Source organism: Crossiella sp. CA-258035, assembly GCF_030064675.1.
Classification (GTDB): domain Bacteria; phylum Actinomycetota; class Actinomycetes; order Mycobacteriales; family Pseudonocardiaceae; genus Crossiella.
Map to the genome: position 1 here is coordinate 6,232,774 of NZ_CP116413.1, position 20,845 is coordinate 6,253,618.

General features: G+C 72.8%; 11 protein-coding genes. 2 read left to right on the forward strand and 9 right to left on the reverse strand.

All coding sequences use genetic code 11. The features are described 5' to 3' along the window. Positions 1 to 89 precede the first annotated feature (89 nt). Both N8J89_RS28045 and N8J89_RS28050 read left to right on the forward strand, forming a co-directional pair. Complete coding sequence (locus N8J89_RS28045; RefSeq protein ID WP_283660003.1) at positions 90 to 644, forward strand: GNAT family N-acetyltransferase; 555 nt, start codon at positions 90 to 92, stop codon at positions 642 to 644. 1 nt (position 645) lies between these two features. Then, positions 646 to 1,773 carry a C45 family peptidase gene (locus N8J89_RS28050; RefSeq protein WP_283660004.1) on the forward strand — a complete coding sequence of 376 codons (1,128 nt, stop codon included), beginning with the start codon at positions 646 to 648 and terminating at the stop codon, positions 1,771 to 1,773. Between the two features lie 9 nt (positions 1,774 to 1,782). On the opposite strand, the gene N8J89_RS28055 is transcribed toward N8J89_RS28050, so the two are convergent. The 9 genes from N8J89_RS28055 to N8J89_RS28095 all read right to left on the reverse strand — a co-directional run bounded on the left by N8J89_RS28055 (position 1,783) and on the right by N8J89_RS28095 (position 20,845). Continuing rightward, on the reverse strand, positions 1,783 to 3,087 hold the full coding sequence (locus tag N8J89_RS28055; RefSeq protein WP_283660005.1) for an ABC transporter ATP-binding protein: 1,305 nt from the start codon (positions 3,085 to 3,087) through the stop codon (positions 1,783 to 1,785). After that, complete coding sequence (locus N8J89_RS28060) at positions 3,084 to 3,878, reverse strand: ABC transporter permease (protein ID WP_283660006.1); 795 nt, start codon at positions 3,876 to 3,878, stop codon at positions 3,084 to 3,086. Before N8J89_RS28060 ends, N8J89_RS28055 begins: the two co-directional genes overlap by 4 nt. Continuing rightward, positions 3,863 to 4,810 carry an ABC transporter permease gene (locus N8J89_RS28065; RefSeq protein ID WP_283660007.1) on the reverse strand — a complete coding sequence of 316 codons (948 nt, stop codon included), beginning with the start codon at positions 4,808 to 4,810 and terminating at the stop codon, positions 3,863 to 3,865. Before N8J89_RS28065 ends, N8J89_RS28060 begins: the two co-directional genes overlap by 16 nt. Continuing rightward, positions 4,807 to 6,387, reverse strand: coding sequence for an ABC transporter substrate-binding protein (locus N8J89_RS28070; RefSeq protein WP_283660008.1), 1,581 nt, complete (start codon positions 6,385 to 6,387; stop codon positions 4,807 to 4,809). Before N8J89_RS28070 ends, N8J89_RS28065 begins: the two co-directional genes overlap by 4 nt. Positions 6,388 to 6,404: 17 nt before the next feature. After that, positions 6,405 to 7,484 carry a Gfo/Idh/MocA family oxidoreductase gene (locus tag N8J89_RS28075; RefSeq protein ID WP_283660009.1) on the reverse strand — a complete coding sequence of 360 codons (1,080 nt, stop codon included), beginning with the start codon at positions 7,482 to 7,484 and terminating at the stop codon, positions 6,405 to 6,407. Further along, positions 7,481 to 8,584: a saccharopine dehydrogenase family protein gene (locus N8J89_RS28080; RefSeq protein WP_283660010.1), complete on the reverse strand. Its 1,104-nt coding sequence runs from the start codon at positions 8,582 to 8,584 to the stop codon at positions 7,481 to 7,483. Before N8J89_RS28080 ends, N8J89_RS28075 begins: the two co-directional genes overlap by 4 nt. Continuing rightward, entirely contained in the window at positions 8,581 to 14,016 is a 5,436-nt protein-coding gene (locus N8J89_RS28085; protein ID WP_283660011.1) for a non-ribosomal peptide synthetase, read from the reverse strand. Before N8J89_RS28085 ends, N8J89_RS28080 begins: the two co-directional genes overlap by 4 nt. Continuing rightward, a complete protein-coding gene (locus N8J89_RS28090) occupies positions 14,013 to 20,453 on the reverse strand; it encodes a non-ribosomal peptide synthetase (protein ID WP_283660012.1) in 6,441 nt (2,146 codons plus the stop codon). The genes N8J89_RS28085 and N8J89_RS28090 overlap by 4 nt, the downstream gene beginning before the upstream one ends. 188 nt (positions 20,454 to 20,641) lie before the next feature. Then, on the reverse strand, positions 20,642 to 20,845 hold the full coding sequence (locus N8J89_RS28095) for a hypothetical protein (protein WP_283660013.1): 204 nt from the start codon (positions 20,843 to 20,845) through the stop codon (positions 20,642 to 20,644).

Consider the following 20,845-nt stretch of genomic DNA (forward strand, 5'->3'; position numbering starts at 1 on the left):
TAAGTGTACTAGTACGCCCTGGTGGAGTTATCTCCCCTGTTCGCCCGATTTCGTTGCCGTGGCGTACGTGCTCTCGGCACAGTTCAGCCATGGCACCGATACAGCGTACGCAAGACGCCGTCGACATCCTGTGCGACGTCTTCCTGGAGGAGGCGCTGACGCGGTGGATGTTCCCTGCTCCGCCCGAGCAGCGGCGGGTCAGCGCGAGCAGGCTGTTCGAGCAGGCGGTGGCGGAGTCGGCGAAGGCCGGAACCCTGGACGTCTCCGGGGCGGACGCGGCCGCGGTGTGGCTGCCGGTCCCGGCTGACGCGCGGATCGCCCCGCCGCCGGAGGTCGAACTGCCCGCCCGGCTGCGGATCCTGGTGGACCTGTTGGCACAGCGGCATCCCATCGAGCAACCGCACCTGTACCTGGCGTTCCTGGGGGTGACGCCAGGCAAGCAGGGACTCGGTCTCGGCGGGGCGCTGCTGGCCGAGGGCCTGCGCCGCGCGGACACCGAGGGACTGCCCGCGTACCTGGAGGCCAGCTCGAGCCGGAACCTGCCGCTGTACGAGCGGCACGGCTTCCGGCGACTGGGGAACCCGATCGAACTGCCCGACGGCCCGAGCGTGTGGCCGATGTGGCGCGACACCAAGGAGAACTGACATGTCGAACACGATCGTCGCCGGTGGCGGCGGCTCGGACTTCCTGACCCTGCGCCAGGTGAGCGCCAGTGGCGACCAGGCCGCGATCGGCGGCGCGCTGGCCACTGCCGCGCAGCAGACCTACGGCTGGCGGCCGGTCCCGGCGGACCGGCGCAAGGAGCTGGCCCGGCGGCGCTGGTTCCAGCTGAACTGGCCGCAGCACCACGAGCGGATGCGGGGCGCGGCAACGGCTCTCGGCCTGGACTTCGACGCGGCTGAGTACTATGTGGACGGTCTGAGCCCGGTGCCGAACGGCTCGGCCTGCTCGGCGACGCACGTGCCGCCGAACCTGACCGAGGAGGGTCGCGGGCTGCTCGCCCGCAACTACGACTTCTTCACCACCAGCCAGGCCGAGCTGTTCGCGATGATGACCGGCGCCCCGGTGCCGCCCTCGACCGAGCCGCCGATGGCCTCCCGGCCGACCCTGGTGCACAGCAGGCCGGTCGACGGCCCGGCCACGCTGGTGCTGACCATGGACACCCTGGACGGCTGCATGGACGGCATCAACGAGCACGGCCTCGCGGTGGTGCTGCTGATCGCCGACGCGGAGAACGTCACCGCCCCGGTGGACGAGGGCCCGCAGGTCGGCGTGAACAGCGTGCAGCTGCCCCGGTTCCTGCTGGACACCTGCCGGACCGCCGAGGAGGCCCGCGCCGCGCTGCTGCACGCCAAGCAGTACGACATGGGCACTCCCCTGCACTACCTGGTCGCCGACGCCGGCGGGGACGCCTTCGTCTGGGAGCGCGGGCCGGGCGGGAACGAGCACATCACCGACGGCGACGGCGCGCTGTGCGTGACCAACCACCTGCTGCACCGGCACCCCAGCGCGGAGAACCTGCCGGAGGACAACGTCGAGACGCTGTTCACCTTCCAGCGCTACCGGCAGCTGACCAAGAGCACCGGGACGACCATGTCCGCGGACTCGCTGCGCGCCGCGCTGGCCGACATCGGCTTCGACGCCAGCTCCCCCACCGGCTACCCGGTCCGCACCCTGTGGCGCACGGTGTTCGACCTGGGCGCGGGCACCATGTCGGCGAAGTTCTACCTCGCCGACGGCCGCTACACCGAGGAGCTGGTCTTCTCGGTGTAGCAACCGGGTTCACAACCGCACCACCCGGTCGGCCATCCGGTCCACCACCGCCTGGTCGTGGCTGATCAGCACGATGGCCAGGCCGAGGGTGTCGCGCAGCTCGTCGAGCAGGTCCAGGATCGCGGTCCTGGTGCCGGGGTCCAGCGCCGAGGTGATCTCGTCGCACACCAGCACTTCCGGACCCGCGGCCAGCGCCCTGGCCAGGTTGACCCGCTGGCGTTCCCCGCCGGAGAGCCGGGCCGGGCGGTGCTCGGCCAGTCCCGGGTCCAGGTGCACCCGGCGCAGCAGCCGGGTCACCTCGGCCGCGCGGTCGGCCCTGGGCAGGCGCAGCGGGCGGGACAGGGCGGTGCGCACGGGTTCGCGGGGGTTCAGCGCGCCGAGGGAGTCCTGCGCCACCAGGGCGATCGCGCGGCGGCGCGGGGCCGGGCTGTGCAGGGTGATGCGGCCGTGGCTGGGGCGGTGCAGGCCGACCAGGCAGCGGGCGGCAGTGGTCTTGCCGGAGCCGGAAGGTCCGGTGAGGGCAAGGCATTCGCCCGCTGCCAGGTCGAAGGAGAGATCGCGGAGGACCGGGGTGCGGTCGTGAGTGGCGGAGAGCTCGCGGACGCTGAGCAGCGGCCGCCCCGGTGTCCGGACGACCGCTGCCGCCTGCGCGACGGACTGCGCGGCTGGGGCTCGGTCCAGCGACACCACCTTCCGCGCCAGGTCCCGCACCAGGTTCGCGTCGTGGCTGATCACCACCGCCGCGGCCTTGGTGCGGCGCAGGTGGTCCTTGAGCACCGCGCGGAACTCCACCGCCAGCCGGGTGTCCAGCCCGCTGGTCGGCTCGTCCAGCACCAGCAGCCTCGGCATCGCGGCCAGCGCGATGGCCAGCGCGATCCGCTGCGCCTGCCCGCCGGAGACCTGGTGCGGGTAGCGGCGCAGGAACCCGGGATCGGCGGGCAGGTTCAGCCGGTGCAGCAACGCGGTGGTCTCGGCCGGGTCCCGGGCGGTGTCGGCGAGCTGGTTGCGCAGGCGGCGGGCGGGGTTGAGGCCCGCCTTGGGGTCTTGGCCGAGGTAGCTGATCACCTGGCCGCGCAGGTCGGGTGCCGTGAGGTCGGCGAACATGTCGGTGCCGGCCACCTTGACTAGTCCACTGTGGACGGAAAGGCCGGGGCGGAGGTGGCCGAGCAGGGCGAGTGCGGCGGTGGTCTTGCCCGAGCCGGAGCGGCCGACCAGCGCGACCACCTCGCCCTCGGCCACCGTGAAGGACAACCCGTCGACCAGGCGGCGACCGGCAGGGCCGGTGATCACCAGGTCGGTCACCGAGGCGATCACGTGGCTACCCTGCCCCACTGGTCGGCCAGCAGGTTGACCGCGATCACGAAGGCCGCCAGCAACATCGCGGGCGCGAGCACCGGCCAGGCGGTCAGCGACAGCCCGGCCAGGTTCTCCGCGACCATCTGGCCCCAGTTCGGCGCGGGCGCGCCGTGGCCGAGGCCGAGGAAGCCCGCGGTGGAGCTGAGGTAGATCGCGGCCACGAAGCGCACTCCCGCGTCGGCGAGCAGCTGGCCGCGGATGTTGGGCAGGATGTCGTGCCGCAGCAGGGAAAACACGCTGTCGCCCCGGGCGCGGGCCACCTCGACGTAGCCCTGGGCGGCCACCGTGCTGGTCGCCGCGCGCACCACCCTGGCGCTCATCGGCGCGGTGGTGAGCACCACGGCCAGCACGATCACCAGGTCACAGCCGGGAAAACCGGCCGCCAGCACCAGCAGCACCAGCAGCGGCGGGGCCACGGTGAGCGCGTCCAGCACCCGGATCGCCGCCCGGCCCCAGCGGTTCGGGTACAGCCCGGCGAGCATCCCGGCCAGCCCGCCGAGCGCGGTGGAGACCACGGTGGCCAGCGCGGACAGGCCGAGCACCAGGTAACCGCCGTGCAGCAGCCGGGTCAGCACGTCCCGGCCGAGCTTGTCGGTGCCCAGCAGGCAGTGGTGGTCCGGCGGCTGGAACGGCGCGCCGACCGGGGTGGTCGGCGATCCGACCGCCAGGAACGGGCCGAGCAGCGCCACCGCGACCACCAGCGCGCACACCGAGAACGCGGTCCAGCGGCGGATCACGAGGCCGCCCACGGGGTGAGCAACCGGGTGCACACATCGCCCAAGAGCAGCGCCAGCAAGGTGATCGCGCACAGCAGCAGCGCGACCCCTTGCAGGGTGGGCACATCGCGCAGGGTCACCGCGGTGGTCAGCGCCGAGCCCAGCCCCGGGTAGTTGAACACCGTCTCCACCACCACCGCGCCGCCGAGCAGGCCGCCCGCGCCGGTGGCCAGCACCTGCACCGCGGGCGCGAGGGTGTTCGGCAGGATGTGCCGCAGCACCAGGCGCCGACCGCGGATCCCGTTGAGCCGCGCGGCTTCCAGGTACGGCGCGGCCAGGATCCCGGCCACCGCGGCCCGGATCAGCCGGGTGGTGGCGGCCAGGCTGAGCAGCAGCAGGGTGAGCACCGGCAGGACCAGCGTCTCCGGGGCGTCCAGCGCGGAACCGCCCAGTGGCACCACCGCCACCCCCGGCACCAGGCCCAGGGTGTGGGTGAGCAGGGCCAGCAGCAGCCCGGCGGTGAGGAACTCGGGCACGCCGACGCCGAGCAGGGTCGCGCCGGAGATCAGCCGGTCCCGCACGCTGCCCGGCCGCAGCCCCGCGGTGACCCCGAGCAGCAGCGCCAGCGGGATCAGCAGCGCGTACACCATCCCGGCCAGCAGCAGGCTGTTGGGCAGGCTGTCACCGAGGATGTCGGCCACCGGCCGGCCGCCGATCAGCGAACGGCCCAGATCCCCGTGCAGCGCACCACCGGCCCACTCCAGGTACCGGTCCACCGCGGGGCGGTCCAGGCCCAGCTCGGCCCGGACGCGCGCCAGCTGCACGGGGGTGGCGTTCGGTCCGGCGACCACGCCGACCGCGTCGCCGGGCAGCACCTCGGTGGCGGCGAACACCGCGACCGAGAGCGCCACCATGGTCAGCGCGGCGGGCAGCAACCGGTGCAGCACATAGCGGAACGCGCTCACCGCAGACCGGTGTGCAGGAAGCCGGGATACTGCTCCAGCAACCCGTCGCCGGGGGCCACACTGGGGTTGGCCGCGCACAGCATCGGCCGGAACGCGGGCACGATGGTGTTGCCCTCGGCCCACAGCAGGCGCTGCGCGGCCACCGCGGCCGCCTTGCTCCGGCCCGCGTCCGCGGTGCCCCTGGCCTGCACGACCAGCGCGTCCACATCGGGCCGGTTCCAGCCGAACCCGCTGGGCGAGCCCGCGGTGAACAGCGACTGGTAGTACAGCATCGCGGGCACCGCCACCGAGTAGCTGCCCGCGAACGGCAGCTGGGTGTAGGCCATGTAGTCGGTGAACAGCTGCCCCGGCGGGCGGGCGTCCAGCTTCGCGCGCACCCCGACCTTGCTCAGGTGCTCCACCACCAGGGTCGCCGCCTCCACCATGCCCGCGGTCTCCGGGCCGGTGGTCAGGGTGATCGGCAGGTTCGCCGCGCCGGCCTCGCGCAGCAGCGCGCGGGCGCGGTCCGGGTCGTAGTTGAGCTGCTCCACCTCGCCCGCGTAGTCGGGGAAGCCAAGGGAGAACAGGTCGTTGCCGATGTGCCCACGCCCGAACAGCACGTTGTCCACAATGGACCGACGGTCGATGGCGTACTTGAACGCCTGCCGCACCCGCAGGTCCTGGAACGGCTGGTGGCCCAGGTTCAGCTCGAAGACCAGGCCGGTGGACAGCGCCATCGCCGACTCCAGCACCCGGACGCTGTTGTCGGTGGCCAGCACCTTGGCCTGCACCGGGGTCAGGTCGTGCACGAAGTCGACCTGGTGGCCGCGCAGGGCGTTCAGCCGCGCCTCGGGGTCGGCGATGGACAGCAGCTCCACGCCGTCCAGCCGGGGCGGGCTGAGGTCGTCACCGGCGAACCCGTCGTGCCTGGCCAGCTTGCTGCCCCGGCCGGGCTCGAACTCGATGAGCTTGAACGGCCCGCAGGTGGGCAGGTCCTTGGTCACGTTGGTGGTGCCCGCCTTGAGCACGTAGGCGGTGCCCATGCACAGCACCAGGTGCCCGTCCGCGATGGGCTTGCGGGTGGGCAGCAGCACCTTGTCGTCCCCGTCCGCCCTGGCGCGGTCGAGGTCGAAGTCGGCCAGCAGCCGCACGTAGTGCCCGGTGCCGGTGCTCGCGGCCAGCGCGAGCGAGGCGAGCACGTCGCGGGCGGTGACCGGGCTGCCGTCGGTGAACTTCAGGCCCTTGCGCACGCGCAGGGTGTAGCTGGACAGGTCGGCGGCCCGGTCGATCCCGGTCAGCACCTGGTAGCGCACGCCGTCGGGGGCGTTCGGGTCCAGGGTGCCGAGCACGCCGTGCAGGGCCTTGGCGCGCGCGGTGTCCAGGGTGCTGGACTGCTGGAACGGTTGCAGCGTCTCGGCCGCGCCGGAGCCGACCAGCGCGGCGCGCAGGGTGCCGCCGGGCTTGGCCGGGCCAGCGGTGGTCGTCGGCGCGGTGGCCGGGCCACCGGAGCAACCGGCCAGCACCGACCCACCGGCCACCCCCGCGGCAGCCACGGCCAAGCCGCGTAACACCGTGCGCCGACTCAGGTTCCTGTCCACCGTGAAGCTCCTGTCGTTCATGTCGTGCACCCCAGTTGTTCGTGCGCGGTGACCGGATCGGGAGCCTGGCCGCGCACCAGGTCAGGCTGGCCGAGCCGGCCGGTGAGGTCCTGCCAGGCCCGGACCGCGCCCAGCGCGAACTGCCCGTGCCGCAACGGGTCCCGGTCCGCCTCGACCGCGGCGGCCAGCTCGCGCACGGCGGCGGTCGCGGCGGCCGGCCAGGTCTGGCGGAAGACGTCCTGGTAGCTGCCGGGACTGACCGGTCCGAGCAGGGCGCCGGTGGGCAGCGCGAGCTGTGGTCCGTCCAGCTCCAGCGCGCCGTGGGCGTCCCGGTCGGCGTGCAGCCGCGGGGTCCAGACCACCGGGCCGTGCGTGTCGGCCAGGGTGAGCACGCCGCCGGGCAGGCCCAAGGCGATGCGGTGCAGGAAATGTCCGTGGTTGTCCGGGTCGTCCGGGTTGATCTGGTTCTGCACCCGCAGCGTCACCGGCACCCCGCCGAGCACGCCCTGCGCCAGGCGGAACGGCGGGTCCTGCCGGGTCAGCGCACGCAGCTCGGCAGCGGGCTGCGGTAGCGCCTCCCAGGCCCAGGGGCGCAGCGTGCCCAGGGTGCGGCCGAGCAGCTCGACCATCGGGTAGCTGACCTGCACGCTGCACGCGGCGTCCAGGAACACCGGCTCCTGGACCGCGCGCAGCCGGGCCGCGGCAGCCAAGAAGCGGGCGACCGGCTCGACGTGCGGGTAGAAGGCGTTGAGCTGGTACTGCACCTTGTTGGCCCGCGCCAGTTTCAGGCAGGCGGTCAGCTCGTCCTGGTGCACCGGCTGCTCCTGCAGCACGTGCGTGCCCCTGGCCAGGAACTCCTGCGTGAGCTCGGTGCCGCGCCCGCCGACCACGCCGGAGCGCACCACCACACAGGCGATCCGCACCTCAGCGGGCACCTCGGCCACGCTGCGGTAGAGCGGCACGCCGAACTCTTCGGCGGTGGCCGTGGACTGCGGCCCGCCCCTGCCCAGGATCCCGGCCAGCTCGAGTTCCGGGGCGAGCCGGATGCCGCGGGCGTAGAAGCGGCCGAAGGAGCCGCCTGCCACCACGACCTTCACAGCACGCCCTCCTCGTCCTCGGCTCCGGTGTCGATGATCGCCTCCAGCACGGTGACCGCGCCAGCGGAACGAACCCGCTCGACCAGGACTTCCGGTTCCAGCGCCTGGGCGGCGAAGTGCACTCCCGGCGGGATGGCGCCGGCCAGCACCTGTTCCACCGCGGCGACCGCGACGGTGGCGGTGAGCCGGTAGCTGTCCTCGGTGCGTAGCACGGCGGTGGCCCGGTGCGGGGCGCCGTCGGCGGCGCGGCCCTCGGCGCGCACGGTGATCACGTAGTACGGGTTGCGCCCAGCCAGGTCCACCTCGGCCGCGGTGACCAGGTCAGCGGTGGCGATGTCCACTGTGGATGGTGAGGTCGGCGGTTCGGCGCGCCAGCGGGCCAGCGACATCCGGGCGCGGGGGCCGGGGAAGACGGTGTGCCACTCCACCCTGGCCGCACCGAGGGTGCGGGCCAGGCGCTGGGCCTCGGTGCTGAGGTAGGGCTGGACGGTGACCGGGTCCGGGAAGAACGGCAGCCGGGCGTCCTCGGTGACCCGCAATGCCCCTGGCCGCACCGCCCCGTCCTGCCAGGCGGCCAATGCCTGCCCGTAGGAGCCACCCGCGCCGTCGGTGCCGGTCACGCTGAGCAGCATGTCGGCCGCGGCGGCTGGGGTGCAGCGTTCCAGCCCGCCGGCGTGCGCCGACACCCGGTCAAGGCTGGCAATACCTCTGCGGGTCAACCAAATCGGCAGCACGCCGGACAGACCTGGCACGGTGCCAGCGGACAGCACCGCGATGAAGTCCACTGGGAGAACAGCGGACCGGAGAGCTTCGTGCACCACGTCATCACCAAAAGCGTCCACATAGGACGCGCCGGCGACCAGTGCGGCCCTGGCGACCCGGTCCCCGAGGATGGCGGACGGGCCAGCGCAGTTGAGGACTACCGTACACCCTCGGCAGAACTCGGCCAGCCGGGCCTCGTCCGTGATGTCCGTCTCCACCACCTCCGCACCCGGCCTGACCTGCGCCGGACGCCGCCGCGATCCCAGGCGCAGCGGCAACGGCAGCATCGCGGCCGCGGCCGAGCCGACCGCGCCGGAGGCGCCGAGCAGCCCGATCACCGGCCCGCCCCCGGCAGCAGGGCGAGCACACCGGCGGCGTTGGCCGGGCCGAGGCAGGTGAAGTGGTCGCCGGGGATCTCCTCGATCCGCAGCTCACCGAGGCACAGCTCCTGCCAGTACGCGGTCATCCCGGCATGCAGGTCGGGCACGAAGTGCACGTCACCCCGGTCCATCAGGAAGGTGATGTCCCCGGCGTAGGGCTCGGCCTCGAAGGTGGTGACCGCCCGGAGGCTGTGCGCGAACACCGCGAAGCTCGCCGCCAGGTCGACCGGCTCGGCCAGCAGCGCGCCGATCGCGGCCAGCCGCTGCTCGCGCGGGCGCAGGGCCAGCGCGCCGAACCGGGCGGCGACATCGGCGAACTCGCCGTCCAGCGCGGCGAAGCAGCCGTCGGGCAGCAGGCCGGGGCTGTGCCGGAGCACGGCCTGCACGGCCGCGCCGAGCCGCTGCTCGTCCCCGGCGTAGCCGAGCCGGGCCGGGTCGACCTCCAGCAGCCTGGCGAAGGCATATTCCAGCAGCAGCTCATCCTCGATGCGGTAGGGCATGCGGTAGCAGCTGATCACGGTGAGGCTGTCCACCTCGGCCCCGGACTCGGTGAGGGTGCGGGCCAGCTCGGTGGCCAGCAGGCCGCCCATGCAGTAGCCGACCACGTCCACGCGGTTGTGCCCGGCGGCACGCAACTCCTTGGCGTAGTCGGCAGCCAGTCTCGGCAGCAGCACCTCCGCCGGAATGTCCACATAGGACACTGTCGGTTCCAGCCCGAGCACCGTGCGGCCACTGCGGCGCAGCTGCTCGACCATGGCGCGGTAGGGCGCGAGGGTGCCGCTGCCGTCGTGCACCAGCACCAGCGCGGGTTCCTCGTTGCCCGGCACCAGCTCGACCAGTGAGCTGCCGCCGCCGTGCTGGCCAGTGGTGGCCGGCGCGGCGCGGAGATGGTCGGCGTAGTCGGCCACGGTGGTGCCGCGCAGCACGATCCGCAGCTGGGTCTCCCAGTCCAGGGCGGCGGCCTCGGGGACCTGCTCGCGCATCCGGCCGACCACCTTGGCGGCCAGCAGCGAGTCACCACCCAGGGCGAAGAAGTCCTCGTCCCGGCCGACCCGGTCCCGGTTGAGCAGTTCGGCCCACACCTGGGCCAGCGCGGTCTCCAGCTCGTCGCGCGGCGGTTCGGCGCTGGCCTCCGGCGCACCGGACTCCACCGGCAGCCGGGACTTCAGCGCGGCGCGGTCGAGCTTGCCGTTGGCGGACAACGGCAGCTCGTCCACGATGTGCAACTGGGCGGGCAGCATGTGCTCGGGCAGCCGCTCAGCGAGGTGGCGGCGCAGCGCGGTCTCGGTGACCGGCTGCCGGTCGGTTTTCACCCTGGCCACGAACACGTGCTGGCCCACCTCGGGGAAGTGGTCCTGCGGCCGGGGCAGGCGAGCCAGGACCTCCGCGCCCACGCCGTCGAGCTGGTCACGCCACTCCGGCGCGGAGAGGAAGACCCGGTGGTCGTGCCGCCGCAGGTCCTCGTAGCCGCTCAGACCCTCGTGGAACTCCTTGGAGATCAGCAGCGGGTGGTTGTCGCCGGTGGCGTCGATGAACACCAGGTGCCCGCCGGGCCGCAGCACCTCGCGGAGCCGGGCCAGCACGGTCGGGATGTGCTTGGCGTTGTGCAGCACGTTGGCGCACAGCACCACGTCCACCGAGTTCGGCCGCACGTCCTGCCGGACCAGGTCCACGTTGAGGTCGAAGATCCCGTAGTCCACCCAGGGGTAGTCGGCATAGCGCTTGCTCGCCTCGGTGAGGAAGAACTGGGACAGGTCGGTGAACCGGTAGCGCACGTCGAACCCGGCCAGCGCCGGGATGAGGTCGGTGCTGGTGCCACCGATGCCCGCGCCGACCTCCAGGATCCGCAGCGGTTCCGGCCCCTGGTGCGCGGCGGCGATCTCGCGGACCGCGCCCACCACGAACTGGTTGATGTACCGTCCGATCAGGTTGGTCTGGTAGATCGCCTCCGCCACGGTGAGCTGCCCCTGCGGGAACAGCAGGGTGAGCGGGTCGATCTCGTCCCGGAACAGCGCGGGCAGGTGCGCGGCACTGTCCCGCACGTAGTCGAGCAGCTCGCGGCCGTACCGGAGCTCGGCCTGTAGTTCGTCCACAGTGGACCAGAGAGCGTCGGTCTCCCCGTCGATGCGCAGGCCGTGGTAGCGCTCGCCGTCGCGGTGCAGCAGCCCAGCTGTGGTGAGCGCGTGCAGCCAGCGGTGCACCAGACCGTGATGCCTGGGCACCGCGCCGAGCGCCTCGATCACCTCGGCCGCGGTGTGCCTTGCCCCAGCGGCGAACAATCCGGCGTCGTGCAGCGTCCCGGCCATGATGCGCAGGGTGACCCGGTCGAAGGCGGCGGTGAACGCGGCGTAGCGGTCCGGGTCGCGGTCGGCGACCACCGCGTTCGCCTTGGCCGCGGCCCGGTCAGCCAGCTCCGCAGGCGACTCACTGTCCGATGTGGACTTCGCGGCCGGGGTGGCGAAGGCGACCAGCCTGCGGTCCAGGGTGGTCTCGCCGACGACCAGCGCGGCGGCCGAGCCCACGGCCGGATGGGTGGTCAGCGCGGACTCCACCTCGGCCAGCTCGATCCGGTGGCCGCGGATCTTGACCTGGTTGTCCTCCCGGCCGAGGAACTCGATCACGCCCTGTTCCCGGTAGCGGCCGAGGTCGCCGGTGCGGTACAGGCGTTCCCCGGTCACCGGGTGCCGCAGGAAACGTTCCGCGGTGCGCTCGGCGTCGCCGAGGTAGCCGAGGGCGAGGCCGTGGCCGCCGATGTACAGCTCACCGGGCACCCAGTCCGGGCAGGGCCGCAGGGCGTGGTCGAGCACGTGGAAGGTCTGGTTGGTCAGCGGGGTGCCGTAGGGGATGCTGCGCGCCCCGGCCTGGACCTCGCCGATGGGGTGGTGGATGGACCAGATGGCCGCCTCGGTGGCACCGCCCAGGCTGGTCAACTGGAGCTGGGGGATGCGGGCGCGCACCCGGTCCGGCAGGGTGACCGGGATCCAGTCGCCGGAGAGCAGCGCGGTGCGCAGGCTGGGCAGCTCGACCCCCGGTTCGGCCTCCAGGTAGTGCTGGAGCATCTCCAGCTGCGCGGGCACCGAGTTCCACACCGTGACACCGTGCCTGGCGACGAGTTCCGCCCAGTGCGAGGGGTCGCCCCTGCGGTCGGCGGCGGGCAGCACCAGCGCGCCACCGGCGCCGAGCACGCCGAAGATGTCGTAGACGGACAGGTCGAAGCCGAGGTTGGCCAGGCCGAGCACCCGGTCCGCGCCAGTCACCGCGAAGCGCTGGTTGATGTCGCGCAGGGTGTTGAGCACGGCGCGGTGGCTCATCATGACGCCCTTGGGCGTGCCGGTGGAGCCGGAGGTGTAGATCACGTAGGCCAGCTCGTCCGGGTCCGTGTCCAGTTGCGGCAGCACGGATCCCGCCGGTTCGAGCGCGTCGACCGCGACCACGCGGACGGTCTCGGGCCAGGTGCCGGCGGCGAGCCAGGACTGGGTGAGCACCAGGCGGCAGCCCGCGTCGGCCAGCACCAGGTCGCGGCGGGCGGCGGGCTGGTTGGTGTCCACCGGCACGTACGCGCCGCCGCCGAGCAGCACGCCGAGCACGGCGGCGACCTGCTCGATCCCCTTGTCCATCACCACCGCGACCCGGCCGCCCCCGGCCGCGTGCACGGTCCCGGCGACCGCGGCAGCCTGGCGCAGCAGCTCGCCGAAGCTGACCACCCGCTCGCCTGCCAGCAGCGCCGGGGCGTCCGGTGTGGACAGTGCGGCGCGCAGGAAGTCCTCGTGCAGCAGTCCTTCCGGCAGCGGGGCCGTCGTGGCGTTGACCCGCTCGCGGACCGCACGCTGACGCGCGGGCAGGGCCACCGGGTCGGCGGCGGTCCAGGCGGTCTCCTCGGCGGCCAGGCCGCGGAGCAGGTCGGCGAAGGTGGTGAAGGCGTCCTCGACCAGGCCGTCCGGGAACAGGCCGGTGCGCACGTCCCAGTTCAGCAGCAGCTGCCCCTTGGCCTCCATGGCCTGGCAGTCGATCCACACCTGCGGGGTCTGGGTGATGCCGAAACCCAGGTCTCCCAAGGCGAGCAGGCCGTTGGCGTGCGCCTCGTCGGAGTCGTCGCCAAGGCCGATCATGCTGGTGAACACCACCGGCATCAGCGCGGCGGCCCGGCCGCGGCGGCGGGCCAGCTCGCGGAGCACCTCCACGCCGGTGCACAGCCGGTGGTCCATGTCCGCCCACAGCCTGGCTTGCAGAGCCTGGGTGAGCCCGGCCAGGTCGCGGGGTTCGGTGCGGTCGACCTCCAGCAGATTGACCGAGGTGAAGTCGCCGATCAGCTGGTCCACCTGCGGGTGCAGCGGCAGCCGGTTGAGCAGGGTGACGTTGAGGGTGAACCGGGGGTTGCGGCTCCACCGGCCGATCACCTCGGCGAACACCGAGAGCACCGCGGCCGAGGCGGTGACCCCGTGCCGGGCGGCCAGGCCGCGCAGCGCGGACCATTCCACTGTGGACAGTGTGATCCGGTGCCTGGTGAACTCGGCCCGGCCACGGCTGCGGGCGTTGTGTGCCAGAGGCAGCTCGGGCGCGCCGGGCAGGCTGTCGATGCGGTCCCACCAGTAGGCGTGGTCGCGGGCGCGAGCCGCGGCGTGCGCGGAGCCGCCGTCGCCGAGGGCACGTTCGGCCAGCACGTAGTCCCGGAAGGTGATCTCCAGCTCGGGCAGCGGCCGGTCCGGGTGGTGGTAGAGCCTGCCCAGCTCGGTGAGCAGCCGGTTGACACTGAGGTAGTCGGCGATGAGCAGGTCAACCGAGATGTGCAGCACCGCGCGGTCGTCGGCGCGGGTGAGCCGCAGGTCGTAGAGCGGCCACTGGTCGGGCTGGTAGATGTGGTCGGCCAGGGCCGTCCTGGTGCGCTCGATCGCCTCGGCCACCTCGGTCTCCGGCCTGCCACGCAGGTCGTCTGTCCTGATCGGACGGTCCGGCACCTCGGCCAGCACCTGCTGGTAGCCGCCGGGGTGCACGACCGCGCGGAGCATGCCGTGGCGGCGCACCAGGATCGCCCAGGCGACGGAGAGCCGGTCCGGGTCCAGGTCGGGGAAGGTCAGCTCCAGGTAGCCGTGGCAGGACACGCCGCCGTAGTCGAAGGCGTCCTGGCGGCCGAGCAGGTAGGCGGCCTGGATGTCGGTGAGCGGGAAGGGTTCGGTGCGCTCCTCGGGCCGGGCGGTGAGCGCGGCCGCGCCTGCCTGCTCGGTGAGGTGCGCGAGCACGGTGCTCTTGTGCGCCTTCAGCCGGGCGAGCAGATCGCCGGTGAGCACTCCGGCGGGGGCCCGGTAGCGCAGCTGCCCCTCGTCGGCCCACAGCCGGACGCCCAGGGCGCCGAGCTCGGCGAGCAGTGCGGCAACTGGCTGGCGTGCGGTCACAGGGCACCTTCTTCGAAGGACAGCTCGGGGTCGGGCTGCTGGGTCTGGGTGAGTGCCGCGAGCGCGGCGATGGTGGGGGCGGCGAAGAGCTGGCGCAGGCTCAGCTCGAGGCCGAACTCGTTGTGCACCATGGCGACCAGCTTCATGGCCAGCACCGAGTCGCCGCCGAGGGCGAAGAAGTTCTCCTGCCGACCCAGGCCGGGCAGGCCGAGCAGCCTGGCCCACAACGCGGCCAGCCGGGTCTCCAGCTCGCCCCTCGGCTCGTCCCCGTCCTGGTCGCCGGTGGCCTCGGCCAGCTGGGCCAGTGCCTTGCGGTCGACCTTTCCGTTGGCGGTCAACGGGAACTCGGCGACCCGGTCGATCCGCGGTGGCACCGCGTAGGCGGGCAGGCGTTCGCCGAGGAAGGCGTGCATGCCGGTGGTGTCCAGGTTCTCCTGCTCCAGCACAAAAGCGTGCAGGCGCTGGTGCCCACGTTCGCCCAGGGCGATGGCCACCGCTTGACGCACCAGCGGGTGCGCCTCGATCGCGGCCTCCACCTCGCCGAGCTCGATCCGGTGACCGCGGATCTTGACCTGGTGATCGACCCGGCCGAGGAACTCCAGGGTGCCGTCCGGCCAGTACCGGCCCAGGTCACCGGTGCGGTACCAGCGCTGCCCGTCGTGCTCGACGAACCGGGCCGCGGTGCGCTCGGGATCGCCGCGGTAGCCGGTGGCCACGCCCACACCGCCGATCCAGAGTTCGCCGGTCGCCCAGTCCGGGCGGTCCCGGCCGCGTTCGTCGACCACCCGGTAGCGCTGGTTGCGCAGCGGGAAGCCGTAGGGCACCGACGTCCAGTGCCGTGGCACCTCGCGCACGGTCAGCGCGTTGGACCAGATGGCCGCCTCGGTCGCGCCGCCGAGCGCGACCAGCCGGCAGTCGGGGGTGGCCGCGCGCAGCCGCGCGGGCAGGTCGAGGCCGACCCAGTCACCGCTGAGCAGGGCCAGCCGCAGCGGCGGGAAATCAGCCGTTTCCCCTGCGGAGAGCAGCATGTCCAGCAGCGCGGGCACCGTGTTCCACACCGTGACCCGGTGCTCGCGGCACAGCTGGAGCCAGCACCCGGCCTCGCGGCGCTCCTCCTCGCCGATGAGCACCAGCGCGCCACCGGCGGCGAGCAGGCCGAAGATGTCGTAGACGGACAGGTCGAAGTCCAGCGCGGACACCGCGAGCACCCGGTCCTGCGGGCCGACGCCGAAGCGCTCGTTGATGTCCTCAACGGTGTTGACCGCGGCCCGGTGCGAGACCTCGACGCCCTTGGGCTCCCCGGTGGAACCGGAGGTGGCGATCATGTACGCGGTGCTCGCGCGGTCCACCCTGATCGGCGCGGCCAGCGGCGCGGCCCGCTGAGCGTCCACAATGGACTCAGTGTCCAGACTGGTGACCACGTTGGCGATCCGCCGGATCCGCTCCCGGCGCCCTGCCGGGTGGTCCACGCCGATCGGCACGTAACAGCCACCGGCGGCGAGCGCGCCGAGCACGGCGGTGATCTGTTCCGGCCCCTTGGGCAGGGTGATCGCCACCGAGTCGCCGGGCTGGACGCCTGCCGCGACCAGGTGCCCGGCCACCCGCAGCGCACGTTCGGCCAGCTCGCGGTAGGTCAGCTCGCCGCCGTCCCAGCACAGCGCGATCCGCTCCGGCGCTTCGGCGGCCGTGGCGAAGAAACCCTCGTGCAGCAACCGGTCCGGCTCCGGACCGTCGGTCTGGTTGACCCGCCGCCGCACGGCCTGCTGGTCGGCGGGCAGCAGCTCCGGCAGCGGCTGCTCCCACGCCGCCGGATCCTCGGCCAGCCGCCACACCAGGTCCCGGTAGGCGGCGAACATCGCGTTCAGCAGCCCCGCCGGGAACAGCTCGGCCACCGCGTCCCAGTGAAAGACCAGATCGCCCGCGGCCTCGTAGACCTGCTGGTCCAGCCACACCTGCGGGGTCTGCGAGATGGCCCAGACCTGTTCCAGCCGGGCCGCGGCCAGGTTCTCCCACATGGACTGGTCGAGGCCGAGCGCGCTGGTGAACACCACCGGCATCGCGGCCGCGGCCACACTGCCCAGCCGCTTGGCCAGTTCGCGCTGCACCCGCACCGCGGAGAAGTCCCGATGTTCCAGGTCCTTGGCCAGCTGCCCCTGGGTGCGGCGCACCGCGGCGACCCAGCTCTCCCCGGGTTCGGGCCGGTGGGCGAACAGGGCCAGCGAGGTGAAGTCGCCGACGATGTTGGCCAGGTCGGGGTGCAGGTCCCTGCGGTCGAACAGGGTCAGGTTGACCGTCAGCTCCTGCTGCGCGCTCCAGGCCGCCAGCACCTCGGCGTAGCAGTGCAGCAGCACCGCGGACGGGGTGAGGCGGTGCGCGCGGGCGAGGTCCTTGATCCGCTGCCAGTCCCGCGCGGGCAGCCGGGCGGAGCGGCGGGTGAAGTGCGGTCGCACCACGGTCGCCGGGTCCACGGCCAACGGCAGCTGCGGAGCGGCCGGCAGTGTGGGCAGCCGGTCCAGCCAGTAGTCCACAGAGGACTTCCTGGCCAGGTCCACGCCTTCCACCGCGAGCAGGTAGTCCCGGAAGGATACGTCCACTGTGGACAGTTCGGCGTCCGGGTCGACGTAGAGGCGGGCGGCCTCGGAGAGCACGATGAAGGTGCTCAGGCCGTCGAAGACGATGTTGTCCAGGCTGATGCCGATGCGCAGCCGGTTGCCGCCGTGCCGGACCGCGCGGATGTCGAACAGCGGCCAGGTCGACAGGTCGGTGACCCGGTGCGACAGCTCCTCGCGCAACGCGGCCAGCGCGGCCTGCTCGTCGGCCCCGGCCTCGGTGACCTCGATGGTGAAGCGGGGCACCTCGGCCAGGATGCGCTGGCGGCCGTCGGCATCGAAGACCGCGCGCAGCATCTCGTGCCGCCGGATCAGCCGGTTCCACACCTGGGCCAGGCGTTCGGGGTCCACGTCCACGCCGTCGAACTCGAAGTAGGAGTGCGCGCCGACCCCGCCGAGCACGAACTCGCCACTGCGGCCGAGCAGGTAGGCGCGCTGCACATCGGTGCACGGGAAGGGTTCGTGCCGGTTGGCCGGATCGGGCCGCAGTGCCACCGAGGGCTCGTCCTCGGTCCGGCCACTGTGGACGGTGGCGGCGAAGTCGGCGAGCCGGGGGTTGCCGAAGAGCCGGTCCAGTCCGGCGTCGGCGAACCCGGCCGCGGCCAGCCGGGCGATCAGCCGGGTGGCGACCAGGCTGTCCCCGCCGAGCAGGAAGAAGTCGGACTCGCGGCCGATCGCGCCGACCCCGAGCACCTCGGCCCACACCGCGGCCACCGCGATCTCGGTCTCACCCCGCGGCGGGGTGAGGACCTGCGCCGGCGCGGCGTGCTCGGTGAGCTCGCGGCACACCCGGGCGCGGTCGATCTTCCCGTTGCCGGTGAGCGGGATCTCCGGCAGCAGCACCAGCAGGTCGGGCACCATGTGCGCGGGCAGCCGTTCGGCCACCGCGGCCAGCACCTCAGCGGTGTCCACTTCGGACGCCGCGGTGATCGCGGCGAGCAGGCGGTGACGTTCCGCGCTCGGGGCCACCACCGCGCGCCGCACCCCGGCGCACTGCTCCAGGGCGTGTTCGACCTCGCCCAGCTCGATCCGGTGGCCGCGGATCTTGACCTGATGGTCGGCCCGGCCGAGGAACTCCAGGGTGCCGTCCGGCCAGTACCGGCCCAGGTCACCGGTGCGGTACCAGCGTCCTCCGTCATATTCCACAAAGGACCGCGCGGTCAGCTCGGCATCGCCGCGGTAGCCGGTGGCCACCCCCACGCCGCCGATCCACAGCTCACCGGGCACCCAGTCCGGGCGGTCCCGGCCGCTCTCGTCGACCACCCGGTAGCGCTGGTTGCGCAACGGGAAGCCGTAGGGCACCGACACCCACTCGGCGGGCACGCGCTCGATCTCCAGCGCGTTGGACCAGATCGCCGCCTCCGTCGCGCCGCCGAGGGCGACCAGCAGGCAGTGCCCGTCGCTGGCCGCGCTCAGCCGGGGCTGGAGGTCCAGGCCCACCCAGTCCCCGGATACCAGGGCGAGGCGCAAACTGTCTCGCAGGCCGCGCTCCCCCGCCGCGACCAGCAGCATGTCCAGCAGCGCGGGCACCGTGTTCCACACCGTGATCCCGTGCCGTCGCACCAGTTCCGCCCAGCGGGCGGCGTCCCGGCGTTCGTCCTCGGTGATGGTCACGATCGAGCCACCGGCGGCGAGCGGCCCGAAGATGTCGTACACGGAGAGGTCGAAGTCCAGCGCGGACACCGCGAGCACCCGGTCACCGGGACCGATGTCAAAGCGCTCGTTGACCTCCTCGACGGTGTTCACCGCGGCCCGGTGCGACACCTCGACGCCCTTGGGTTCCCCGGTCGAGCCGGAGGTGAAGATCACGTACGCGGAGGCATCCACGGCCAGTCCGACCGGCGCGGGCAGCGGCGTGCACCCGGCGGCGGCGGTGAGCGCGGCGGCGTCCACGGTGGCGGAAACCCCGGCCCTGGCCAGGATTCGCGCACGGCGCAGCGGCGGCTGATCCACCCCGATCGGCACGTACATGCCGCCCGCGGCGAGCACGCCGAGCACCGCGACGATCTGGTCCGCGCCCTTGGGCAGGGTCACCGCGACCGGGTCGCCGACGCGCACGCCGGTGGCGGTCAGCCAGGCGGCCAGGCGCAGAGCGCGGGCGGCGACCGTGCCGTAGTCCAGGTCACCGTCCGCGCCGCGGATCGCGGTCCGGCGCGGATCCCGTTGGGCCCAGGCGAAGAAGTCCTCGTGCAGCAGCTTGCCGGACTCGACCCGGGTGCTCGCGTTGACGGCCTGGCGCACCGCTCGCTGCGCGGCAGGCAGCTCCAGCGGGGCCGGTAGGTCCCAGGTGTCGGCCCCGGCGGCGAGGTGGCCGACCAGGCGGGTGTAGCCGTCGAACAGGTCGTCGACAAGGCCCTCCGGGAACAGTTCGTCCACCGCGTCCCAGGCCAGCAGCAGCTCGCCGTTGTCCTCGTAGACCTGGTGGTCCAGCCAGACCTGCGGGGTCTGGGACAGCATCCAGCTCCACTCCCCCAGCTCCGCGCGCACCCGGGGCGGGATGAACTCGCCGCCCAGGTTGCAGGCGAAGACCACCGGCGCGCTGCGCTCCCGCCCGGTGTCGGCCCTGGCCAGGTCGCGCAGCACCTCGATGCCGGAGTAGTCGGCGTGCTCGGCGTTGCGCCGCAAGGTGGTCTGCACGGCTTTTGCTCGGTCCACAAAGGACTGTGACGTGGAGACGTCGACGGGTAACAGCACCAGGTTGGTGAAGTCGGCGACCAGGTGCGGGACCTGGGCGTGCAGCTGCTGCCGGTCGAACAGCGGCAGGTTGAGCAGGAACCGCGGCGCGGCGCTCCACCGGCCCAGCGCCTCGGCGTAGGCGGTGGCCAGCGCCATGGCCGCGGTGATCCCCCGGGCGCGCGCCCGCTCCTGGAACCGCTGCCAGTCCGTTGTGGACAGTCGATGGACGCGGCGGCGGAACCGCGGCCGGTGCACGGTTTCCGGGGCTACGGCCAGTGGCAGCTGTGGCCCGCCCGGCAGCTCGTCCAGCTGGTCCTGCCAGTAGGCCTTGGCACGCTCGCGGTCGGCGGCGCGGGTGGCCTCGCGCTGGGCGAGGTACTGCGAGAAGCTGAAGTCCAGCGGCGGCAGGGCTTCGCCGCGGTACAGCTCGGCCAGGTCGGCCAACAGGATCTGGATGCTGAGCACGTCGGCGACCAGCAGGTCGATGTTGAGGTGCAGCACCGAGCCGCCGTCGAACTGGGTGAGCTGGACATCGAACACCTCACCCCGCTGCACCGCCAGCCGCCGGTGCCCGAGCTGCTCACGCACCTCCGCCAGCCGAAGCGCCGCAACGGGTTCAGCCAGCCCGGTGAGATCACGCACGGTCAGCCCCGGCCACGGGCTCTCCGGCAGCACCTGCTGGGTGCCGTCGGCGTGGAACCGCGCCCGCAGCATCGGATGTCGCGCCGCCAGCGCCCGCACTGCCGCCTCCAGGCGTCCGGCATCCAGCGGTGATCCGGTCAGCTCCACGCAGGCGTGGCAGCCGACTCCGCCGAGCCGCTGGTCATCCCGCCGCCCGATCCAGTACGCGTGCTGCACCGGAGTTAGGCCGAACGGCGCAGTGGGATCAACCTCGGGCACCACGGCCGGAGTGGCCACTTCCTGACTCTCACCCAGGCGTCGGCACCACTCCCCGAGCGTCGGGTGCTCGGCCAGCTCCGCGGCCGAGACCCGGATTCCGGCCCGCCGCCAGCGCCCGACCAGCTGCATCAGCCGGATCGAGTCCAGCCCCAGCACCAGCAGATCGTCCTGCTCCGCCAGGCTCTCCGGCGCCACCCCCAGCACCGCGGCGACCGTCTCTCGGACCGCATCGCGCGTCAACGCCCCGCCCACACAGGCACCCCATCCCCATCGACGTCACCCACCAGAGTGAGTACTTAGGGCAGCCTAACCTGAGCTTTTGTTCGTTGTTCAAACCGGTTTCGATTTTATGATGACGATCACGGCCCCGATCGCTCCGGTGCTAGCGAAGCTCGTCGTCACCAAGGTTCGCCTGCCCGCCCGTACTGTGCCGGATTCCCCTACGACTTGGACAGCCCTTCCACATAGACACCTTTGCGCTTGAGTTGACGAGCACCACGCACGTCTGCCCAGCCGTCGGTGATCACTGAGCGCAACCGGGTCAACCCGGTCAGCGGTGTCAGGTCGAGCGTGTGCCTGCCGTGGTCGTCGAGCAGGACGAGCACTTCCAGCGACTCGGCCGCGGCCAGCGCGCTCAGGTCCAT